Raw genomic sequence first — 18,106 nt, 5'->3', positions numbered from 1 at the left:
CGGACGCCTCCGGGGAAGCGGCACGCCATGCCGACGATCGCGATCGGCTCGTCGGGCGCCGCGGGCGCGGGGGGGGGGGGGCGGGGCGCCGGGGCGGGGCGGCGGGGGGGGCGGGGCGCACCGGCGGCGCGGGGCGGACCTGTGGGCGCCTCTGGCGGCGCGGCGGCCGCGGCGGGTGCCTGCGGACGGCTCCGCGCCGGTTCGGGGCTCTGCGGCGGCTTGGCGGCCTGCGGCCGCGGCGGACGGAGGTCGGTGCGGGTGTCGGTGGGCGACGCGGCGTCGCGGGCCCGGCGGCGGGACGCGGGCCCCGCCACATGGACGTCCGTCGGCGCCGGCGGCGTCGGGGTGGCGGGCCTGCGCGGCTCCTCGGGTTCGAGGAGCGCCTTGGCGTCCAGGTAGGAGGCGCTGGGCAGGCCGGGGTTCACGGCGAGCTGCCACTCGGGGTGCGGCCAGCGGCGGGCGAGCTCGGCCAGCGTCGCCTCGCGGTGGTGGACGGCCTGGCCCTGCAGGGAGCGGTCCATGGCGCCGGGCGAGGTGAACGCCAGGACGAACGTGCCGTCCCCGAACTGGGCCGTGGCGAACTGGTGCCCGCCCGCGCCCGGCTCGCCCGGCGCGGGCAGGTAGAGGGTCGCGCGCGCGAGGAGTTCCAGGTAGCCGTGCTGGTCGCCGCGCTCACGCGCGTCGGTGAGGGCGTCCTCCAGGGCGGAGCCGGACGGCCTTGCGGGACGGGCGGAGGACGCGGCCCGCCGCGCCTCGTCCTCGGGCACGGCCAGCGGGATGCCGAGGCCGGGCAGGGCCAGCGGCCCGCCGTCCGGCCCGGCCTTGCTCGCCTGGTAGACCAGCTCCAGCGGGGACTCGATGCCGTACACGTCGCGGAAGGCGCCCACCATCTGCCCGGCGAGCAGCGCGCACGCCTCCAAGTGCTCGGCCGAGGTGCGGCCGCCGCGGTCGCGCCAGGTGTACCGGTCCCACCAGTTCTTGCGCTCCTCACCGTCCGGGGACTCCCAGCCGAGGGCGCTGAGCCGCCGCTCCTGCCGCGGGGCCAGCGGGCGGGGCAGGAACGCGCTGCCGACGGCCTCCGCGTCCAGCACGCCCTCGGAGCGCATCGCCTGCGCATAGGGCAGCCCGCTCGGCCCCTGCACGATGAGGAACGACTTGACCGGCAGCCGTGAAAGCTCCAGCGTCAGCCGTTTGGCGAAGTCGTTCCAGTCCACTCGGGATCCACTTTCACGTCCGCGGGGGCGAGGATGCCGTACTTGACGGTAGCCGAACGGTGCGTCACTCGGTCCAGGGTGCCGGGACGGCGTCGGCCCTTACCTGGGTCCAGACGCCGCCTATGGCGTCGTACACCGCGAGCGGTGTCTCGTCACCGTCACCGGCCGTCCGCCAGAGCCGGGTGCCGTGGGGCAGCCGCATGGGGGCGCCCGCAGGGCGCGGCTCAGGGGAGGGCGGCGTGCTCGGCGCGAGGTTCGCGGGCTGCTCCGGCGCTGGCCGGGGGGCCGGCGGCGGGTCGCTGCGCGGCTGGTCCTGGGGCCGCTGCTCCACTGGCGGCTGAACGTCCGGTGCACGGTCGTCGGACGGCTTGTCCACCGGCTGGTCCGCCGGCCTGTCAGCGGGCTTGTCCGTCGGTGCGCCGAGTGGAGGCGCGGCCGGTGCCGGTTCGCGTGCCTCGGGCTCGGCCGTGCCCGCCGCCAGCGCCGCCCGCAGATCGTCCACCGTGTACGGGTCGATCGCCGTATGCGAGTCGTCGTACGAGTCGCGCGGGTCGTCCGCGCCGGGCAGGTCGGGGACGGAACCGTTCAGGCCCGGGACGGAGCCGTTCAGCCCCGGCACCGAACCGTTCAGACCGGGGGCCGAGCCGCCGGCGACGGGGTTCGGCCCGGAGAGCGCGGTGGGATCGACCCTCCCGTACGGGTTGGGCGGCTCCTCCGGGGCGGCGGGAGGCGTTTCCGGCCCTCCGCTCAGCCGGACGAGGGCGGACGAGTCGAGCAGCACCTCGCTGGGCAGCCCCCAGTTGATCGCCACCCGCCACGCCGGGTCCGGCCAGCCGGACGCCAGCCGCGCGAAGCTGGTGCGCCGGTACAGCCCGGGATGGCGGTCGCCGGTGCGCGCGAGGGCGCCCGGCGAGGTGAACACGGTGACGTGGGTGTCGCCGCCGATGGTGATGGTGGGGAACTCGGCGCGGTCGGGGTCCTCCACGGCGGAGGCGGTCGCGGGGAGCACGAGGTCGGCGCTCTCCAGCAGCCTGAAGTAGGTGGTGTTGTCCCCGTTCGCCTTGGCCTCGGCCAGGCGGGGCTCCAGCAGGTCGGCCTCCGCGCTCGGCAGCCCGTCCGTCGGCAGCGGCAGCGGCGTCCCCGCCGGGGGCAGGCCGGCCGGCTGCGCGCCGGCCTCGGGCAGGACCCCGCCGGACGCGGCGCGCCGCTTGTTCACCCTGGACGGGTCGGCGACGTCGATACCGAACCCGACGAGTTCGATGAGGCCGGTCCCGTGCCGGTGGAACGACTCGTAGACGAGGTCGGACGGGCGCCGGACGCCCTGGACGTCGCGCAGGGCCGTGACCATCACGTCGGCCAGCCGCGAGTAGTCGCCGTCCGTCACGCCGAGCATCCCGCCGGGGGCGCCGGCCTCGGGCAGCTCCGTCCACCAGTTGCGCGGCGCGGGGTCGGCGGGCGGGCGCCAGCCCGCGTCGCTCATGACCTCCTCGTCGGCCACCGTGAGCAGCAGCGGCCCGTCGAGGAAGTTGTTGCTCACGGCCTCGGCGTAGAGCCGGTCGGGCTCGCGCATGGCCTGGACGTAGTGACGGCTCTCCTCCCGCTCGCGCACGATGAGGATCGTGTCGCGCTCGAGCCCCGCCAGCTCACGTCCCAGCCGCCGGGCGAACTCGGACCACTCCAACAAGATCACTCCCTACGACCGGGGGCCGGCCCCCGGGCCCCGGAGACCCCGCGAGACCATGCCCGGGTCCCGATGATTGTCGTCGGGGACGCCGCGCGCAAACCGGGAGTTCACTCGGGCGGGGGTTCGTGACGAAGCACACGCAGCGCGTCGCGGAGCGCCTCCGGGGCGTGCCCGAAGCGGTCGAGGACGGCGATCAGCCTGTGCAGGATCTCGTGCCGTTCGTAGCCGACGTCCAGCAGCGCCTGGGCGGTCGTCCACAGCTGCGGGGGCCGGCCGTCCCACAGCCGCGCGGCGAGGCGCTCGTGCGCGTCGAGGTGGGCCTCGTCGGCGCCGGGATGCTCGAACTCCAGGATCGCGCGGCGGTCGTCCGGGTCGGACGGATCGAGTTTCGACAGGTCGATGAACCCGTGCCGGCCCGACCGCCGGTGGGTGCCCGACAGGAACGGCATCGCGAACGCGCGGCGCGGCAGCGCCTCCAGGTCGCCGTCGGGCAGCAGCCGCTTGACGAGGTCGCGGTCGAGGCCGAACGCGGCCGGGTCGCGGTAGGCGTCGGCGAACTTCGCGGTGGCGTCCCACAGCGCGTCCAGGGTGGCCCTGATGCCCTCCTCCGGGAGACCCGTTCGCCGCCCCGCCCAGCGGACCCAGGCCCCCAGCACGTGCGGGACAGCCTCTTGTTCCGACGGGGACAGCAGAACCTTTCTCGGCAGCCAGTCGAGCAGGAACATCTCGCATTTGACGGGGGAGACCCGCAGCGGCCGGCCGAAGTCGTGGGTGCAGCCGTAGTCGATGATCCGGTCCACGCACCGGCTCGCCGCGGACAGGTCGGACAGCTCCTCCGCCTCGTCCGAGGCGAGGAACCGGGCCGCGATCGTGGCGCGCCTGTCCCGGCCGTACACCGGCGGCTGGGGCAGCCGCCCGCCGGGCGGAAGGATGTCCACGCGCGCGCGGACGAACGCGTGGTAGGTGCCGAAGGTGTCGTTCACCGGCGGGTCGTCGATGCCGTCGGTGAGCTCCAGGGCGCTCCGCAGCAGCGCCGCGGTGTCGCGGAGGTCGAGCTCCTCGAACCGCATCAGCGGGTTGTCGCGGCCGTCGCGGCGGCACCGGTCGAGGAGCGCGTCGACCCGCGAGGAGACCCAGGCGTCCCTGACCATGCCGCTCACCGGCGGCGCGGCCGGCGCGGCGGAGGCGAACGGGTCGCCGGACGGCAGGACGGCCCCGGCCTTGGTGCGGTCGACCACGATGACCAGGGCGTGCCGTTCGGCGCCGCCGTAGGTGTAGGTGCAGATGATGGAGTCCTGGTCGCCGTAGACGTCCCGGGAGACGAAGCACCCCTCCGGCTCCACCATCCCCACGCGGTCGGCCCATCCCGGCCGCGGGACGCCGCCGGCCATCAGCTCCAGGGCCGCGCGCTCGGCCTTGGCCGCCTGCCGGGGCGTGCCCATGTAGGCCATCCCGGTCAGCAGGGCCAGCGCGGCGGGCGTGGCGGCGGCCCTGGCGTGGTCGACCAGCGCCTCGCCGATGACCTCCTCGACGTCGCCGTCCGGGAGCCGGTGCCCCCACCAGGAACCGAGGATCTCGCTGACGATCAGTTCCGCGTCCAGGGGGCTGCGCACGGCGAGGAGTTCGCGCGCGTGCTGCAGCATGCCGTCGAAGATGGCCGAGACCTCGTCCGGGGTGGTGTGGCCGTCCCGGGCCGGGTCCCCGGAGGAGCTGTTGCGGCTGCGGGGACTCACCCTTCTAGCCTCTCAGATCGCGCGCGCACGTTGGCCGGGACACGGCCGAACACCGGCGGGATCCGCGGCCTTTCCGCGTCGGCCGCTCAGCCGTCCACCGCTCCGCCGGGGGCGCGCCCGGACGGAGGCTCCGACTTCAGCACGCCGGTGAGGTGCTCACGCGCCATCCGCTCCACGCTGTCGGGTGTGGCGTCCAGCCCCAGGTGGTCCATGCATGCCTGGACGTCGTCCACGCACCGCCGGACCGCGTCCGAGGGGAAGGTGGTGAACTCGTCGCACAGGCGCCGTGCGAGCGCGTCGCGTGTCTCGATTTGGTGATCGGTCAGTGCAGGCATCTGCGCACACCTCCGGGCACGGGGTTCCGGCAGGCGGGGACGCCGCCGGCGGCCGAGGCGAAGCGCGGCACGGACCGGCCCCGGCGGGGGGATTCCGTGGAAACCCCGCCTCGATGTCCCATTTCAGCGCTTTCACGGGAAGAGTCAAGACATGCCAGGGGTGGCGTTCGGCAAATTCTGGACGGCCCTCAGGCGCCCTCCCGGTGCCGCCCTTGCGATCCGGCGCCCTGCGGCTCGTCGCCGCGCGTCCGGGCATCGGCCCAGGCGGCGTGGTGGCGCGCCGCCCAGCCGCGGTCCACCCGCCCTGTCAGCATCCCGGTGAGCGCGTCACGGTCCCGTAGCGCCTCCCACAGGTGCCCGGCCGTCACCACCACGACGACGAGGAAGAGCCAGTCGTGGACGAACGTGGCTCCCGTCCGCCACCGGTCGCCCCACGGGTCCGGGAACGTCATGATCTCGCCGGTGCCGAGCATGACGAGGATCGCGCCCGCCGTGAACGCCGCATTGAGCTTCTGCCCGGCGTTGAACTTGCCCACCGGCAGGATGCCCCGCCCGCCCTGCACGGCCCTCCGGTCGCTGCGTCTGAGCCATTCCCAGTCGTGTGGGGCGAATCTGTTCAACCGCCCGAGGTCGGCCCTGAACGCGCGTGACAGCAGGCCCAGCACGATCGGCACGGGCAGCGCGAACCCGCACCACACGTGGACGGTCTTGACCATCTCCCTGCGGCCCACCAGCGTCGACAGGACCGGCAGGTAGAGCAGTGCCGCGGTCAGCAGGCAGACAAGCATCAAGAGCGCGGTCGCATGGTGGATCGATCGCTCCGCCCGCGTGAACCGCAGCAGCCAACGCGACGCACCCGCCTCCGGGGCCTCCTCGTGCCCGCGCGTGTCATGTCGGTGCATCGTTACGCCCGTTCGACCGTCCGACCCAGGCGTCCACGTCGTAACCGAGGTTCTCCCAGTAGCCGGGCTCCACCTTGTTGGTCAGTTCGATGCCGCTGAGCCACTTCAGCGACTTGTAGCCGTACATGGGCGCCACGTAGAGGCGCGTCGGGCCGCCGTGATCGTGGGTCACCGGCTTGCCGTCCATCTGGGTCGCCACAAGGACGTCCCTACGGCGTGCCTGTTCCAGCGTGAGCGACTCGGTGTAGACGCCGTCGAACGACGTGAACCGCACCGCGCGGGCCTGCGGTGACACACCGACCGCGTCCAGCAGATCGGGCAGGGCGACTCCCACCCAGTGCACATCCGGCACCCGCCAGCCCGTCACGCATTGGAAATCGCGGTCGATGGTCGTCTGGGGAAGCCGCGCCAGATCAGCCAGCCGGAACGCCTGCGGCTTGTTGACGAGGCCACTAACGGTCACGCGGTGGGTCGCGGCGCTGTGCCGCTTCACACCGTCCGTGACGGAGTAGTAGCGAAAACCGCCCGCGGCCGGCAGGACGTCCCCGATCGGGCCGACCGGTGCCAGCGTCCGGCTCACCTTGTCCTGGACGGACGCTCCCACGGCGACCCCCGCGACGCCGAGACCGAGCATCCCCAGCACGACACGCCGCCCGACCGGGCTGCCCTGTGTCCGCTCCTCCTCGTTCACCACTTCATTCGAGCACCGTGCGGCCGCGCCTGCCAGGGCCGCGCCGCGCCCGTAAGACTTCTGACAGATCCGAGGGCCGCCCTAAGCTGATGCCATGGCCACGAAGGTTCAACTCGCACAGCGTCCGGAAGCCGACGAGCTGCTCGGACGCAGCCCGCTGGCGGCGCTGGTGGGCATGCTGCTCGACCAGCAGATCCCGATGGAGTGGGCTTTCTCCGGCCCGTACACCATCACGCAGCGGCTCGGCTCCGACGACCTGGACGCGCACGAGATCGCCGCCTACGACCCGGAGCGGTTCGCCGCGGTGCTGTCGGAGAAGCCCGCCGTCCACCGCTACCCCGGGTCGATGGCCAAGCGCGTCCAGCAGCTGTGCCAGTACCTCGTGGACAACTACGACGGCGACGCCGAGAAGGTGTGGAAGGGCGTCGACAGCGGCAAGGAGCTGTTCAAGCGCCTGAACGGCCTGCCCGGGTTCGGCAAGCAGAAGGCGCAGATCTTCCTGGCGCTGCTGGGCAAGCAGTACGGCGTCCGGCCCGAGGGCTGGCGCGAGGCCGCCGGCGCCTACGGCGAGGAGGGCTCGCACCGCTCCGTCGCCGACATCACTGGCCCGGAGTCCCTGGCGCAGGTGAGGGCCTTCAAGCAGGAGCAGAAGGCCGCCGCCAAAGCCGCCAAGTAGCCGCGCCGTGGGGGCGCCGAGCCGGAGACACACCCGGACTAGGGAAGTTGACGCGCGGTGACGCCGGAGGGTCGTAACATCTCCTACTCGCCGTCCGGACGGGCCGCCTCGCGCGTCCCGTGCGGCGGTGTCCGAATCCGGTGCGTTCGTCCGGGACCGAAGGGACAACGATGTTCAGCAGGGGTTCCGTACACGCCGAACCATCGGGATGATGAATACCTGACTCCGACCGGTGTTGTGATGGAGGCGGGAGCGCTAGCCTGCTCCCATTCACTCATAGTGATGAAAACTTGCCGCGCGGTACGGGACCCTCTGGGGCGGAGGTGTTGTCCATGAGCACCGAGACGTCCGTTCCGCATCCCCGCGTTTCAGGGGTGGAGGGCAGGCCCATGGATGCGTCCGACGCCGCGCTGTACGCGACCTTGCTGAAGGAAGGCCCCGGCGGGCTGGCGTTCTTCGACCCCGACCTGCGCTGCCGCAAGGCCAACGACGCCTTGGCCGCGCTCCTCGGCGTGCCGGCGCGCGAGCTTCTACAGCACAGACCGTCCGAGGTGCTGCCCGAGGCGCTCGGCGCGGCCTTCGAGACGGCGCTGCGGAAGGTCATCGACGAGGACCGCTCCGTCAGCGATCTGGACCTCGTGGTCCCGGCCGGCGAGGCCCCCGGAGGCGCCGCCTCCGACCCGGCGCCCGGCGCCGCGCCGGGCGTCGCCACGGCCGTCGAGGAGCGCATCCTCGCCTGCACGTGGCTGCCCGCCAGGGACGCCGAGGGCGCCCAGACGGGCGTCGTCCTCACCGCCCTGGACGTGACCGAGCGTCGCCGGGCCGAAGAGGTCATCCGACGCAAGGAGCAGCGCTACCGCTCGCTCGTGGAGGCCAGCGCCCAGGTCGTGTGGGTCGCCGCACCGGCGGGCGGCGTGATCGACGACGCGCCCGAGTGGCGCGCGATCACCGGGCAGACGCCGGACGACTACGCCGTCGGCGGCTGGCTGTCGGTGGTGCACCCCGAGGACCGGCCCCGCATCGAGTCGGTCTGGCAGGAGTGCGTCGAGGAGAACCGGGTCTTCGAGACCAACTACCGCATCCGCACCAAGAGCGGCACCTACCGCCACTTCGACGTGCGGGCCGTGCCCATCTGGCAGGGCGACACGGTCATCGAGTGGGTCGGCGCCAACACCGACGTGACCGGCCAGCGCGAGGCCGAGGAGATGCGCGGCAGGCTGACCGAGCAGCTGTCGGCGGCCGCGCTGCGCACCGCGCGCCTGCAGCAGGCCACCTCGATGCTGGCCGAGGCCCTGACGGTCTCCCAGGTCGTCCAGGTCATCACCGAGGTCGGACGGTCCGCCATCGGCGCCGACTACTCCGCCGTGGCGCTGCTGGACGACGACAAGCTGCGCCTCAGCATCGTGACGCCGTCCCAGCCGGGCTCGGAGAGCGAGACCAGCCCCGCCTCCCGCGACGACATCAAGGTCAGTGACCAGACCGTGATGTCGGTGGCGGTGCGGGAGAGCCGGCCGTTCCTGGCCGAGCATCCCGACAGCCTGCGCCTGCAGCTCGGCCACGGCGAGCGCGACCTGTTCGCCCAGCACACCGAGGAACGCGCCTGGGTGGGCCTGCCGCTGCTGGCCGCGGGCGCCCCGATCGGCGCGCTCCGCTTCTCCTTCACCCGGCCCAGGGAGATCACCGAGGAGGAGCGGGTCTTCCTGGAGGCGCTGGCCGGTCAGTGCGCCCTCGCCGTCGAGCGGGCCCTGCTGTTCGAGCGCGAGCACCGCACCGCCGAGGAGCTCCAGCGCAGCCTCCTGCCGAGCGACCTCCCGCAGCTGCCCAGCATGGTCCTGGCGGCCCGCTACAACCCGGCCACGCGCCACGTCCAGGTCGGCGGCGACTGGTACGACGTGTTCCGGCTCCCCGACCGCCGGCTCGCCGTCGGCGACGTCATGGGCAAGGGCGTGCTCGCCGCGGCCGGAATGGGACGCGTCCGCAACGCCCTGCGCGCGCTCGCGCTGAACGACCCGCGCCCCGCCGCCGTCCTGGCCGGCCTCGACCGGCTGTTCAGCGCCACCGAGGACGAGGAGCAGTTCACCACGGTCGCGTACGTCGTCATCGACCCCGAGACCGGGCAGGGCGAATTCAGCAACGCGGGCCACCCGCCGCCCCTGCTGATCTCCCAGGATTCGCCCGCGCGCGTCAGTTCGCTGGAGCCCGGCACGCCCCTCGGCTGGCCCAGCCAGCGGCAGCAGACAAGTTTTTCCATCGAGACCGGCAACACTGTGGTGTTCTATTCCGATGGACTTGTGGAGAACCGTAGGCGTGGGGTGGACGCCGGGCTGGACGAGCTTGTCGCCGTGGCCGCGGACGCCCCACCTGAAGTGGTAGGAGATCCCGAGAGACTCGTCGACTTCCTGGTCGATCGGATGCTTGCCGGATACGAGCAGGTGGACGATGTGACCGTGCTCGCCCTGCACGTCCCGCCCGAGCCCGCGTGAAAACCGCCTGAGACCGCGTCAAGACGGAGTAGCACGTTCGAAGGACCGTCCCGCGCCCTCTAAGGTGGAGTGTTACCGGGTAGGACTCCAGGGCGGAATGCGCAGCAGTGCCAGAATGCTTGACCCAGACAGAGCGGGTACGCTGCGGTCCCGCACCGGTGGTCCGCTCCGTGTGTGGTCCCACCCAGTGTGAGGCCGGGCCCGTCAGGGCACTTGGGTCAACCAAGCCACACGTTCGTTCGAGAGGTATTTGTGTCGCCTGCTAGCTCGACCTCGAAAGCGTCGGATCTGCACGATCACGTCATCGCGCAACTGATCGAGCGTGGACGGTCCCAGGGTTACCTCGAAGCCGACGACGTACGCCGTACGTTCGAGGAGGCCGACATCCCCGTGTCGAAGGCCTCCAGCATTTTGCGGAGCCTCAGCAAGGAGGGTGTGACCGTCATGGTGAGCGCTGCCGACTCAGCGGCGCCCAAGCGCCCGCGCAAGCGCGCGGCGCAGGCGGCGCGCAAGCCCAGGACCGCCGCCGCCGCGAAGGAGCAGCCCGACACGGTGACCGCCGTGGTCGGCGACGACGCGCCGGAGGAGGCCGCCGCCGAGCCGCGCCCGGCCGCCGCCAAGCCCGCGCCCAAGAAGCCCGCGCCCGCCAAGGGCGCCAAGACGAAGAAGGCCGCGCCCGCCAAGAAGGCCGCCGCCGCCGTCAAGAGCGCGCCCGCCAAGGCCGCGCCGGCCAAGAAGAGCGAGGGCCCCGAGGTCGACGACGAGGTCGAGGTCGACCTCGACGAGGACCTCGCCGACCTCGACGTCGAGCTGGAGGACGACACGGCCGCCGAGGTCGAGGAGCCCGAGGCCGACGAGGAGGAGGCCCCGGCGGCGCCCGCCGCCAAGGCCGCCCCCGCCGGGAAGGGCGCCGAGGGCGCCGCCCCGGCCGAGGAGGAGGGCTTCACCCTCGGCGACGACGACGAGGACGCGCCCGCCCAGCAGATCGCCGCCGCCGGCGCCACCGCCGACCCGGTGAAGGACTACCTCAAGCAGATCGGCAAGGTCCCGCTGCTCAACGCCGAGCAGGAGGTGGAGCTCGCCAAGCGCATCGAGGCCGGGCTCTTCGCCGAGGAGCGCCTCGCCGTGTCCGCCGCCGCGATGTCCGAGGAGGACCTCGAGGACTTCGAGTGGATCGCCGAGGACGGCCGCCGCGCCAAGAACCACCTCCTGGAGGCCAACCTCCGCCTGGTGGTGTCGCTGGCCAAGCGCTACACGGGGCGCGGCATGCTGTTCCTGGACCTCATCCAGGAGGGCAACCTCGGCCTGATCCGCGCCGTCGAGAAGTTCGACTACACCAAGGGCTACAAGTTCTCCACGTACGCCACCTGGTGGATCCGGCAGGCGATCACCCGCGCGATGGCCGACCAGGCCCGCACCATCCGCATCCCGGTGCACATGGTCGAGGTCATCAACAAGCTGGCCCGCGTGCAGCGCCAGATGCTCCAGGACCTGGGCCGCGAGCCCACCCCGGAGGAGCTGGCCAAGGAGCTCGACATGACCCCGGAGAAGGTCGTCGAGGTCCAGAAGTACGGGCGCGAGCCCATCTCGCTGCACACCCCGCTGGGCGAGGACGGCGACAGCGAGTTCGGCGACCTCATCGAGGACTCCGAGGCGATCGTCCCCGCCGACGCGGTCAGCTTCACGCTGCTGCAGGAGCAGCTCCACTCCGTCCTCGACACGCTCAGCGAGCGCGAGGCCGGCGTGGTGTCGATGCGGTTCGGCCTCACCGACGGCCAGCCGAAGACCCTGGACGAGATCGGCAAGGTGTACGGGGTGACCCGGGAGCGCATCCGGCAGATCGAGTCCAAGACCATGTCGAAGCTGCGTCACCCGTCCCGGTCGCAGGTCCTGCGCGACTACCTGGACTGATCGTTCGACCTGAGGGAGCAGGGCCCCGCGCGCACGCGCGAGGCCCTGTTCTCGTCATGCCGGTGGCGGCTCGCGTTCCGTGCTCGCCCGCCGGCCGGTGCCGGGACGTCAGTCGTGCAGGACGACGTCCAGGTCGGTGCCGTTCAGCTCGACCGTGTGGCCGAGGTCGGCGACGGCCTTGAGCAGCTCGTCGGGGGTGCGCGGCGCGGCGCCCGCCTTGAGGAGGTCGTGGGCGATCTTCCCGCGGGTCGCCTTGGCCATGTGGCTGACGACGGTCCGCTTGGGGACGCCGCCGGTGACGCGCTCCCGGAACACGCGGACGGCGACGGCCGGCTGCGGCGCCTTCCACACCGACGCGTACGGGCCGGAGCGCATGTCCACGACCAGGTCGTCCTCCAGCCGCAGCGCCTTGCTCATCGCCGGGCGCCACAGCGTCCCCAGGCGGCCCGTGGGCGGCAGCGACACGCCCATGGCCAGCCGGTAGGGCGGGACCCGGTCGGTGAGCCTCAGCGCACCCCACAGGCCCGAGAAGACGATGATCTGCGCGGCGGCCGCGTCCGGGTCCAGGTCGGGAAGGTCGAGGTTGTCGTAGAGGACGCCGGTGTAGAGCCGCGCGGCGGGGAGCGTGGGCGCCTCCCGCAGCGCCTTGTTCCGGGCCAGCGCCTCGTCCGCCTGGCCGGCCGGCAGCCCGAGCACGTCGGCGGCGTCGCGCCGCTTGCACGCCCTGGTGAGACCCGCGAGGACCCGCTTGCGCGTCGGGGTGAGCCCGGGGAAGCTCAGCGAGGCCAGGTCGAGGGGCGGGCCGTCCCCGTCGGTAGCCTTCTTCTCCGACGGCGGCAGCAGGATGTGCACGATCCCCCCGAAAGCGGTGACAGATGGCGGCGCGGTCTCTGGAGACACGGTTGGGCGAGCTCGTCGCTGAGGCGTGGCCCGCGCCGTCCACCCAGGATATTGGCGGCTGGGTGCTGCGCCATGCCGAAGGAGTGACCAAGCGGGCCAACTCCGTCCTGCCCCTGGCAGACCCGGGGGACGTGGGCCGGGCCGTGGACGAGGCTGAGCGCTTCTATGGCGCGCTGGGGCTGCCGACGGTGTTCTCTGTGGACGCCCAGGCGCGGCCTGAGGGGCTCGACGCGCTCCTGGAGGGGCGGGGCTACGAACTGGTCGATCCGACGATCGCGATGGTCGCCGACCTGGCCGCCCCCTACGAACGGGACGGGGCCGACATCACGGAGGCGCCGTCGCGGGAGTGGCTCGACCTGTGGTGGTCGGTGGACGGCCGGTACGACCATCAGCTGCCGATGGCGGAGAAGATCCTCACCGGTGTGGGCGCCGGATACGCGTCCCTGGACGGCCTCGCCGTCGGACGAGGCGTCCCGCAGGGGGAGTGGCTCGGCGTCTACGCCATGGCCGTCGCGCCTGAAGCGCGCAGGCAGGGGCTGGGGCGCCGCGTGCTGCGGGCCCTCCTCGGCTGGGGACGCGAGCAGGGGTGCGAACGGGCGTATCTGGTCGTCGTTGAGCGGAACGCGCCGGCGAGGGCGATGTACGCGGCGGAAGGGTTCGTTCCGGCGGGCGGCTATCACTATCGAGTGAAGAATGTCACTCCGGGGTGAGAACCATGTGGATGGAGTGATCCGGCCCATGGTCAGAGGCAATTTCACTACGCTGTGCGATTGTCTAATTACTCTCTGAAGTCATGCCCTCTTTGGGGACTCGGCGGAGCGCCGCGGGGTGAAATGCGAACGGCGGCCACCGTTGCCGGTGACCGCCGTTCCTGGGGTTTCTATGGGGAGATCTACCGCTCCTCGGGGGACGCGGTGGCCGGGGTTTCGGTAAGCCGGTCGGTCTCGTCCTGTATGTCGGCCCCGTTGGCTCGCAGCGCCTCTGAGTACTTGCGTCCGTGGTGGGCGCAGAACAGAAGGTCGCCGCCGCCTACAAGGACAGCACGGACGTAGGCCTGGGCGCCGCAGCGGTCGCATCGGTCGGCGACGGTCAGCGGCTTGGTTGGGGCAAGGGCTCCAGTCACGGCACCTTCCTCATGCTCGGGGTCGGTACTTAGGACAACATCTAACCCGACGCTGGCGTTCCCAACCTGGTTCTTCGTACGCCCACAGCAGAATGGCCCAATAAGTGACCGAGGTCACATTAGGCGTCGTCCCATCGGAACAGGCGCACGGCGATCAACGCGCCGACCACCGCAACCCCCAGCAGAACGGCGATTTGGGGCAGTGCAGAGGACGGACCGAGCCCGCGTCCCATCACGTTGAGCATCCCTTCGTTGAGATACCTCAGCGGGAAGATGTAGGACAGCGCCTTCATCCAGCCCGGTGACGCGTCCAGCGGGAAGAAGGACCCGCCCAGGAACGCCATGGGCAGGACGACCAGCTGTGTCACCGCCTGGGCCGTCTCCTGCGTCTTGGCCCACGCGCCGATCAGCATCCCGATCGACAGGAAGGCCAGCACGCCCGCTATCACCATCGGGATGGCCATCCACCAGGCGCCGCTGAGCTGCAGCCCGAACATCGGCAGTTGCGCCACCAGCACGAACAAGGCGAACTGTACGAGCGCGATGGCCAGGCTGACCGCGACACGTGCGGCGAACACGGTGGGTATCGGGGCAGGGGAGAGCTGGAGCCGGCGCAAGATGCCCTTGGTCCGCCACGTCACCAGCGTCTGGGAGGCCCCGAAGACGCCCGCCGAGGCCAGCGCCCAGCCGAGCAGGCTCGGCGTGAAGAACTGGATGGCCTTGAGCGAGTCGTCCTCCACCTGCTGCGTGGCCAGCGTGTAGGCGGGCGGCTTACCGGTCGCCGCCTGATTGGCCGACTGGACGATCGAGTCCATCAGCCCCCGCACCGTCCCCGACTTGACCTGGTCGGTGGCCGAGTAGTGCACGACCAGCTCGGTCCCGCGCTGCTCGACGACGGCGTCCGCGTCGCCCTTCTCCACCTTGCGCAGCGCGGCGGCGCGGTCGGACGTCCTGGTGACCTTCAGGACCTTGGCGAGCTGGTCGGCCCCCTGCGTGACGGCGCCGTCCAGGATCGGTGCCTTGCCGACCTCCAGAACGGTGACCTTCGACGTCGTCTGGTGACCGAAGATGCCACCGAAGATGACCAGGAACATCAGGGGGAACAGCACGGTGAAGAACAGCGCGGTCCGGTCCCGCCTGAAGCCGAGGAGCATCGCCCGGGACAGGCTCTTGAAGCTCTGGTAGGTGCTCACGCCCGGTACTCCCGTCCGGTGAGGTCCAGGAAGACGTCCTCAAGGGTGGCGCCGCGGATCTGGACGCCGTCCAGGGCGTTCTTGGCCGCCATGGCCGCGACCACGGCCGACGGGTCGCGCGTGGAGATGGTCAGCGAGACGCCGTCGTCGGCGGCCTCGTCCGCGCCCGGCAGGAGGCGGGCGTCGTCCACGCCGAGCATGCCGCTGGCCACGCTGATGCGCGCGGGGGCGTCCAGGCCGCGCACCAGCACCGCCGGCGGGCCGAGCCGCAGGATCCTGCCCGCGTCCATGATGGCGACGCGGTCGCAGAGGATCTCGGCCTCGTCCATGTAGTGCGTGGTCAGCACGACTGTGCGGCCCTCGGTGTTGATCTGGCGCAGCAGGTCCCAGAGGTTGCGGCGGGCCTGCGGGTCCAGGGCGGCGGTGGGCTCGTCCAGGAACACCAGTTCCGGATCGTGCACGAGCGCGCACGCGATGGACAGGCGCTGCGCCTGCCCGCCCGACAGCTTCTCCACCCGGACGTCGGCCTTGTCGGCCAGCCCCACCAGCTCCATCATCGCGTCGGCCTTCGCTGCCGGGACGCCGTAGAGGGAGCCGAACGTCTGCAACTGCTCGCGGGTGGTCAGCCGCTCGAAGAACGACGACGCCTGCAGTTGGACGCCGATCCTGGGCAGCAGCTTCGGGTTGCGCGGCCACGGGGAGAGGCCCAGCACCGAGACGTCCCCCTCGTCCGCCTCGCGCAGCCCCTCGATGATCTCCAGCGTCGTCGTCTTCCCCGCGCCGTTCGGGCCGAGGATGCCGAAGAACTCGCCCTCCTCGACCCCGAACGTCACCCCGTCCACGGCCCGGACGTCCCCGTAGCGTTTACGGAGGCCCGTGGCCTCGATCGTTTGCACCATGCAGAGGACAGTAAGGAGCGGAGTGTCTACCGCACACCCACCTAAAGGTGGACGTTAAGGTCTAGAAGTGGAGGGCGGGGCACGCCCGGCGGGCCGCGGCGCGGCCGCGCGGCGAGCCGCCCGGGGGACCGGCGCGCGACCGCGGCCGGGACGCACGGAACGCCCGCGGCGGCGAGCCTCCGGCCGCAATGTCGGCGCCCGGGGGTACCCTGCTGCCGACCGTCCTACCCCCGAGGAGCGCACGCACGTTGACCGCCGCGACCGCCGAAGCGACAACAGAAGACCCGCACGGCTACTCCGCACGGCACCTGTCGGTGCTGGAGGGGCTGGAGGCCGTCCGGAAACGGCCCGGCATGTACGTCGGGTCGACCGACAGCAGGGGCCTCGCCCACTGCCTGTGGGAGATCGTCGACAACTGCGTCGACGAGGCCCTCGCCGGCTACTGCACCCACATCAGCGTGACGCTCCACGCCGACGGATCCTTCGAGGTGGGCGACAACGGCCGCGGCATCCCGGTCGACCTGGAGCCCAAGACGGGGCTGCCGGGCGTCGAGCTGGTCATGACGCGGCTGCACGCGGGCGGCAAGTTCGGCGGCGTCTCCTACACCGCGTCCGGCGGGCTCCACGGCGTGGGGGCGTCCGTGGTCAACGCCCTCTCGGCGCGGCTGGACGTGGAGGTCGACCGCGACGGGTACACCCACGCGATCAGCTTCCGGCGCGGGCTTCCCGGCGAGTTCGCCGACGAGGGGCGGCCCAACGCCCGGTTCAAGAAGAAGTCGGGGCTGCGGCAGGTCCGCAAGGTCGCCAAGAAGACCACCGGCACCCGTGTCCGCTTCTGGCCCGACCTCCAGATCTTCCTGAAGGACGCCACGGTCGAGCAGGAGCTCGTCCTCGACCGGATGCGGCAGACCGCGTTCCTCATCCCCGGCCTCACCATCGACGTCCGCGACGAGCGCGGCGAGGAGGTCGTCGACGAGACGTTCCGGTTCGACGGCGGCATCAGCGAGTTCTGCACCTACCTGGCCAAGGACGCCCCGCTCGTCGACGTGCTGCGGCTGCGGGGCCGCGGCCACTTCACCGAGACCGTCCCCGTCCTGGACGACCAGGGCCACCTGACCCCCACCGACGTCGAGCGCGACCTCGAGGTCGACATCGCGCTGCGCTGGGGCACCGGCTACGACACGATCACCAAGTCGTTCGTCAACGTCATCGCCACCCCGAAGGGCGGCACCCACGTGCGGGGCTTCGACCGCGCCGTGCTGAAGGTGCTCAACGAGCAACTCCGCGCGACCAAGCTGCTGAAGAACGGCGACGAGGACGTCATCAAGGAGGACGTCCTGGAGGGCCTCACCGCGGTGGTGACCGTTCGGCTGCCGGAACCGCAGTTCGAGGGCCAGACCAAGGAGGTCCTCGGCACGTCCGCGGCGACCCGCATCGTGTCCCAGGTCGTCCTGCGCGAGCTGCGCGCCGTCTTCGAGAACCCGTCGCGCGGGCAGAAGCAGCCGCTCCGGGCCGTCCTGGAGAAGGTCGTCGGCGCGGCCAAGACCCGCATCGCCGCCCGCACGCAGCGCGACAACCAGCGGCGCAAGAACGCCCTGGAGAACTCGGCGCTGCCGGCCAAGCTCGTCGACTGCCGCACCACCGACGACCGCAGCGAGCTGTTCATCGTCGAGGGCGACTCGGCGCTCGGCACCGCCAAGCTCGCCCGCAACTCCGAGTTCCAGGCGCTGCTGCCGATCCGCGGCAAGATCCTCAACGTGCAGAAGGCGTCCGTCGCGGACGTGCTGAAGAACGCCGAGTGCGCCGCGATCATCCAGGTGCTCGGCGCCGGTTCGGGCCGCACCTTCGACGTGGAGGCGGCCCGCTACGGCCGCGTCGTGATCCTCGCCGACGCCGATGTCGACGGCGCGCACATCCGCACCCTGCTGCTCACGCTCTTCCACCGCTACATGCGGCCGATGCTGGAGGCGGGGCGGGTGTTCTCCGCCGTCCCGCCGCTGCACCGCATCGAGCTGATCAAGCCGAAGAAGGGCCAGGACAAGTACATCTACACCTACTCCGACGCCGAGCTGCGCAAGCGGCTCGTCGAGCTGGAGCGCAAGGGCCAGCGCTGGAAGGAGCCGATCCAGCGGTACAAGGGCCTCGGTGAGATGGACGCCGACCAGCTCGCGGAGACCACGCTCGACCCCCGGCACCGGGTGCTCCGGCGCGTCCGCATCGAGGACGCGGAGGAGGCGGCGAAGGTGTTCGAGCTGCTGATGGGCAGCGAGGTCGCGCCGCGCCGGGCGTTCATCACCGCCGGCGCCACCGAGCTCGACGTCGAGCGCATCGACGCCTGACCGGCGCGGTGGCGGGGGGCGGG

At 71.9% G+C, this 18,106-nt stretch carries 15 protein-coding genes; 5 read left to right on the top strand and 10 right to left on the bottom strand.

What is annotated here, in order from left to right; translation table 11 throughout:
* The 6 genes from AB0K34_RS18980 to AB0K34_RS18955 form a co-directional block, all read right to left on the bottom strand.
* A partial coding sequence (locus AB0K34_RS18980; protein ID WP_364549999.1) for an SseB family protein occupies nt 1-1,214 on the bottom strand: 1,214 nt, incomplete at its 3' end.
* Nucleotides 1,215-1,278: 64 nt separating this feature from the next.
* A complete protein-coding gene (locus AB0K34_RS18975) occupies nt 1,279-2,898 on the bottom strand; it encodes an SseB family protein (RefSeq protein ID WP_364549997.1) in 1,620 nt (539 codons plus the stop codon).
* Nucleotides 2,899-3,005: 107 nt separating this feature from the next.
* Complete coding sequence (locus AB0K34_RS18970; RefSeq protein ID WP_364549995.1) at nt 3,006-4,631, bottom strand: hypothetical protein; 1,626 nt, start codon at nt 4,629-4,631, stop codon at nt 3,006-3,008.
* Between the two features lie 86 nt (nt 4,632-4,717).
* Nucleotides 4,718-4,966 (bottom strand): hypothetical protein, encoded by a 249-nt coding sequence (locus tag AB0K34_RS18965; RefSeq protein ID WP_364549993.1) that lies wholly within the window; start codon nt 4,964-4,966, stop codon nt 4,718-4,720.
* Between the two features lie 188 nt (nt 4,967-5,154).
* On the bottom strand, nt 5,155-5,868 hold the full coding sequence (locus tag AB0K34_RS18960) for a cytochrome b/b6 domain-containing protein (RefSeq protein ID WP_364549991.1): 714 nt from the start codon (nt 5,866-5,868) through the stop codon (nt 5,155-5,157).
* Nucleotides 5,855-6,559, bottom strand: a complete 705-nt coding sequence (locus AB0K34_RS18955; RefSeq protein WP_205719249.1) for a molybdopterin-dependent oxidoreductase — start codon at nt 6,557-6,559, stop codon at nt 5,855-5,857. The genes AB0K34_RS18960 and AB0K34_RS18955 overlap by 14 nt, the downstream gene beginning before the upstream one ends.
* Before the next feature lie 94 nt (nt 6,560-6,653).
* Between AB0K34_RS18955 and AB0K34_RS18950 the strand changes: the two genes are divergently transcribed.
* From AB0K34_RS18950 to AB0K34_RS18940, 3 genes are all read left to right on the top strand, one after another.
* On the top strand, nt 6,654-7,235 hold the full coding sequence (locus AB0K34_RS18950) for an HhH-GPD-type base excision DNA repair protein (protein WP_138636743.1): 582 nt from the start codon (nt 6,654-6,656) through the stop codon (nt 7,233-7,235).
* A 332-nt stretch (nt 7,236-7,567) separates the two neighbouring features.
* Nucleotides 7,568-9,718 (top strand): SpoIIE family protein phosphatase, encoded by a 2,151-nt coding sequence (locus tag AB0K34_RS18945; protein ID WP_364549988.1) that lies wholly within the window; start codon nt 7,568-7,570, stop codon nt 9,716-9,718.
* 252 nt (nt 9,719-9,970) lie between these two features.
* Nucleotides 9,971-11,629 carry an RNA polymerase sigma factor gene (locus AB0K34_RS18940; RefSeq protein WP_138636741.1) on the top strand — a complete coding sequence of 553 codons (1,659 nt, stop codon included), beginning with the start codon at nt 9,971-9,973 and terminating at the stop codon, nt 11,627-11,629.
* Between the two features lie 108 nt (nt 11,630-11,737).
* Here the strand turns inward: AB0K34_RS18940 and AB0K34_RS18935 are convergent, their stop codons facing one another.
* Nucleotides 11,738-12,481, bottom strand: a complete 744-nt coding sequence (locus AB0K34_RS18935; protein ID WP_138636740.1) for a peroxide stress protein YaaA — start codon at nt 12,479-12,481, stop codon at nt 11,738-11,740.
* Nucleotides 12,482-12,531: 50 nt separating this feature from the next.
* Here AB0K34_RS18935 and AB0K34_RS18930 point away from each other — a divergent pair, with 50 nt between their 5' ends.
* The gene (locus tag AB0K34_RS18930) at nt 12,532-13,239 is read left to right on the top strand and encodes a GNAT family N-acetyltransferase (protein ID WP_364549986.1); all 708 of its coding nucleotides are present in this window, start codon (nt 12,532-12,534) and stop codon (nt 13,237-13,239) included.
* 182 nt (nt 13,240-13,421) lie between these two features.
* On the opposite strand, the gene AB0K34_RS18925 is transcribed toward AB0K34_RS18930, so the two are convergent.
* From AB0K34_RS18925 to AB0K34_RS18915, 3 genes are all read right to left on the bottom strand, one after another.
* Complete coding sequence (locus tag AB0K34_RS18925; protein ID WP_138636738.1) at nt 13,422-13,652, bottom strand: hypothetical protein; 231 nt, start codon at nt 13,650-13,652, stop codon at nt 13,422-13,424.
* 119 nt (nt 13,653-13,771) lie between these two features.
* Complete coding sequence (locus tag AB0K34_RS18920; RefSeq protein WP_138636737.1) at nt 13,772-14,845, bottom strand: ABC transporter permease; 1,074 nt, start codon at nt 14,843-14,845, stop codon at nt 13,772-13,774.
* Nucleotides 14,842-15,744 carry an ABC transporter ATP-binding protein gene (locus tag AB0K34_RS18915; RefSeq protein ID WP_138636736.1) on the bottom strand — a complete coding sequence of 301 codons (903 nt, stop codon included), beginning with the start codon at nt 15,742-15,744 and terminating at the stop codon, nt 14,842-14,844. The genes AB0K34_RS18920 and AB0K34_RS18915 overlap by 4 nt, the downstream gene beginning before the upstream one ends.
* 248 nt (nt 15,745-15,992) lie before the next feature.
* Between AB0K34_RS18915 and AB0K34_RS18910 the strand changes: the two genes are divergently transcribed.
* On the top strand, nt 15,993-18,083 hold the full coding sequence (locus tag AB0K34_RS18910; protein WP_274704605.1) for a DNA topoisomerase IV subunit B: 2,091 nt from the start codon (nt 15,993-15,995) through the stop codon (nt 18,081-18,083).
* Nucleotides 18,084-18,106 lie beyond the last annotated feature (23 nt).

Origin of the sequence: Actinomadura sp. NPDC049382 (genome assembly GCF_040677125.1) — a bacterium.
GTDB lineage: Bacteria > Actinomycetota > Actinomycetes > Streptosporangiales > Streptosporangiaceae > Spirillospora > Spirillospora geliboluensis.
This window is presented reverse-complemented; position numbering and strand designations above follow the sequence as displayed.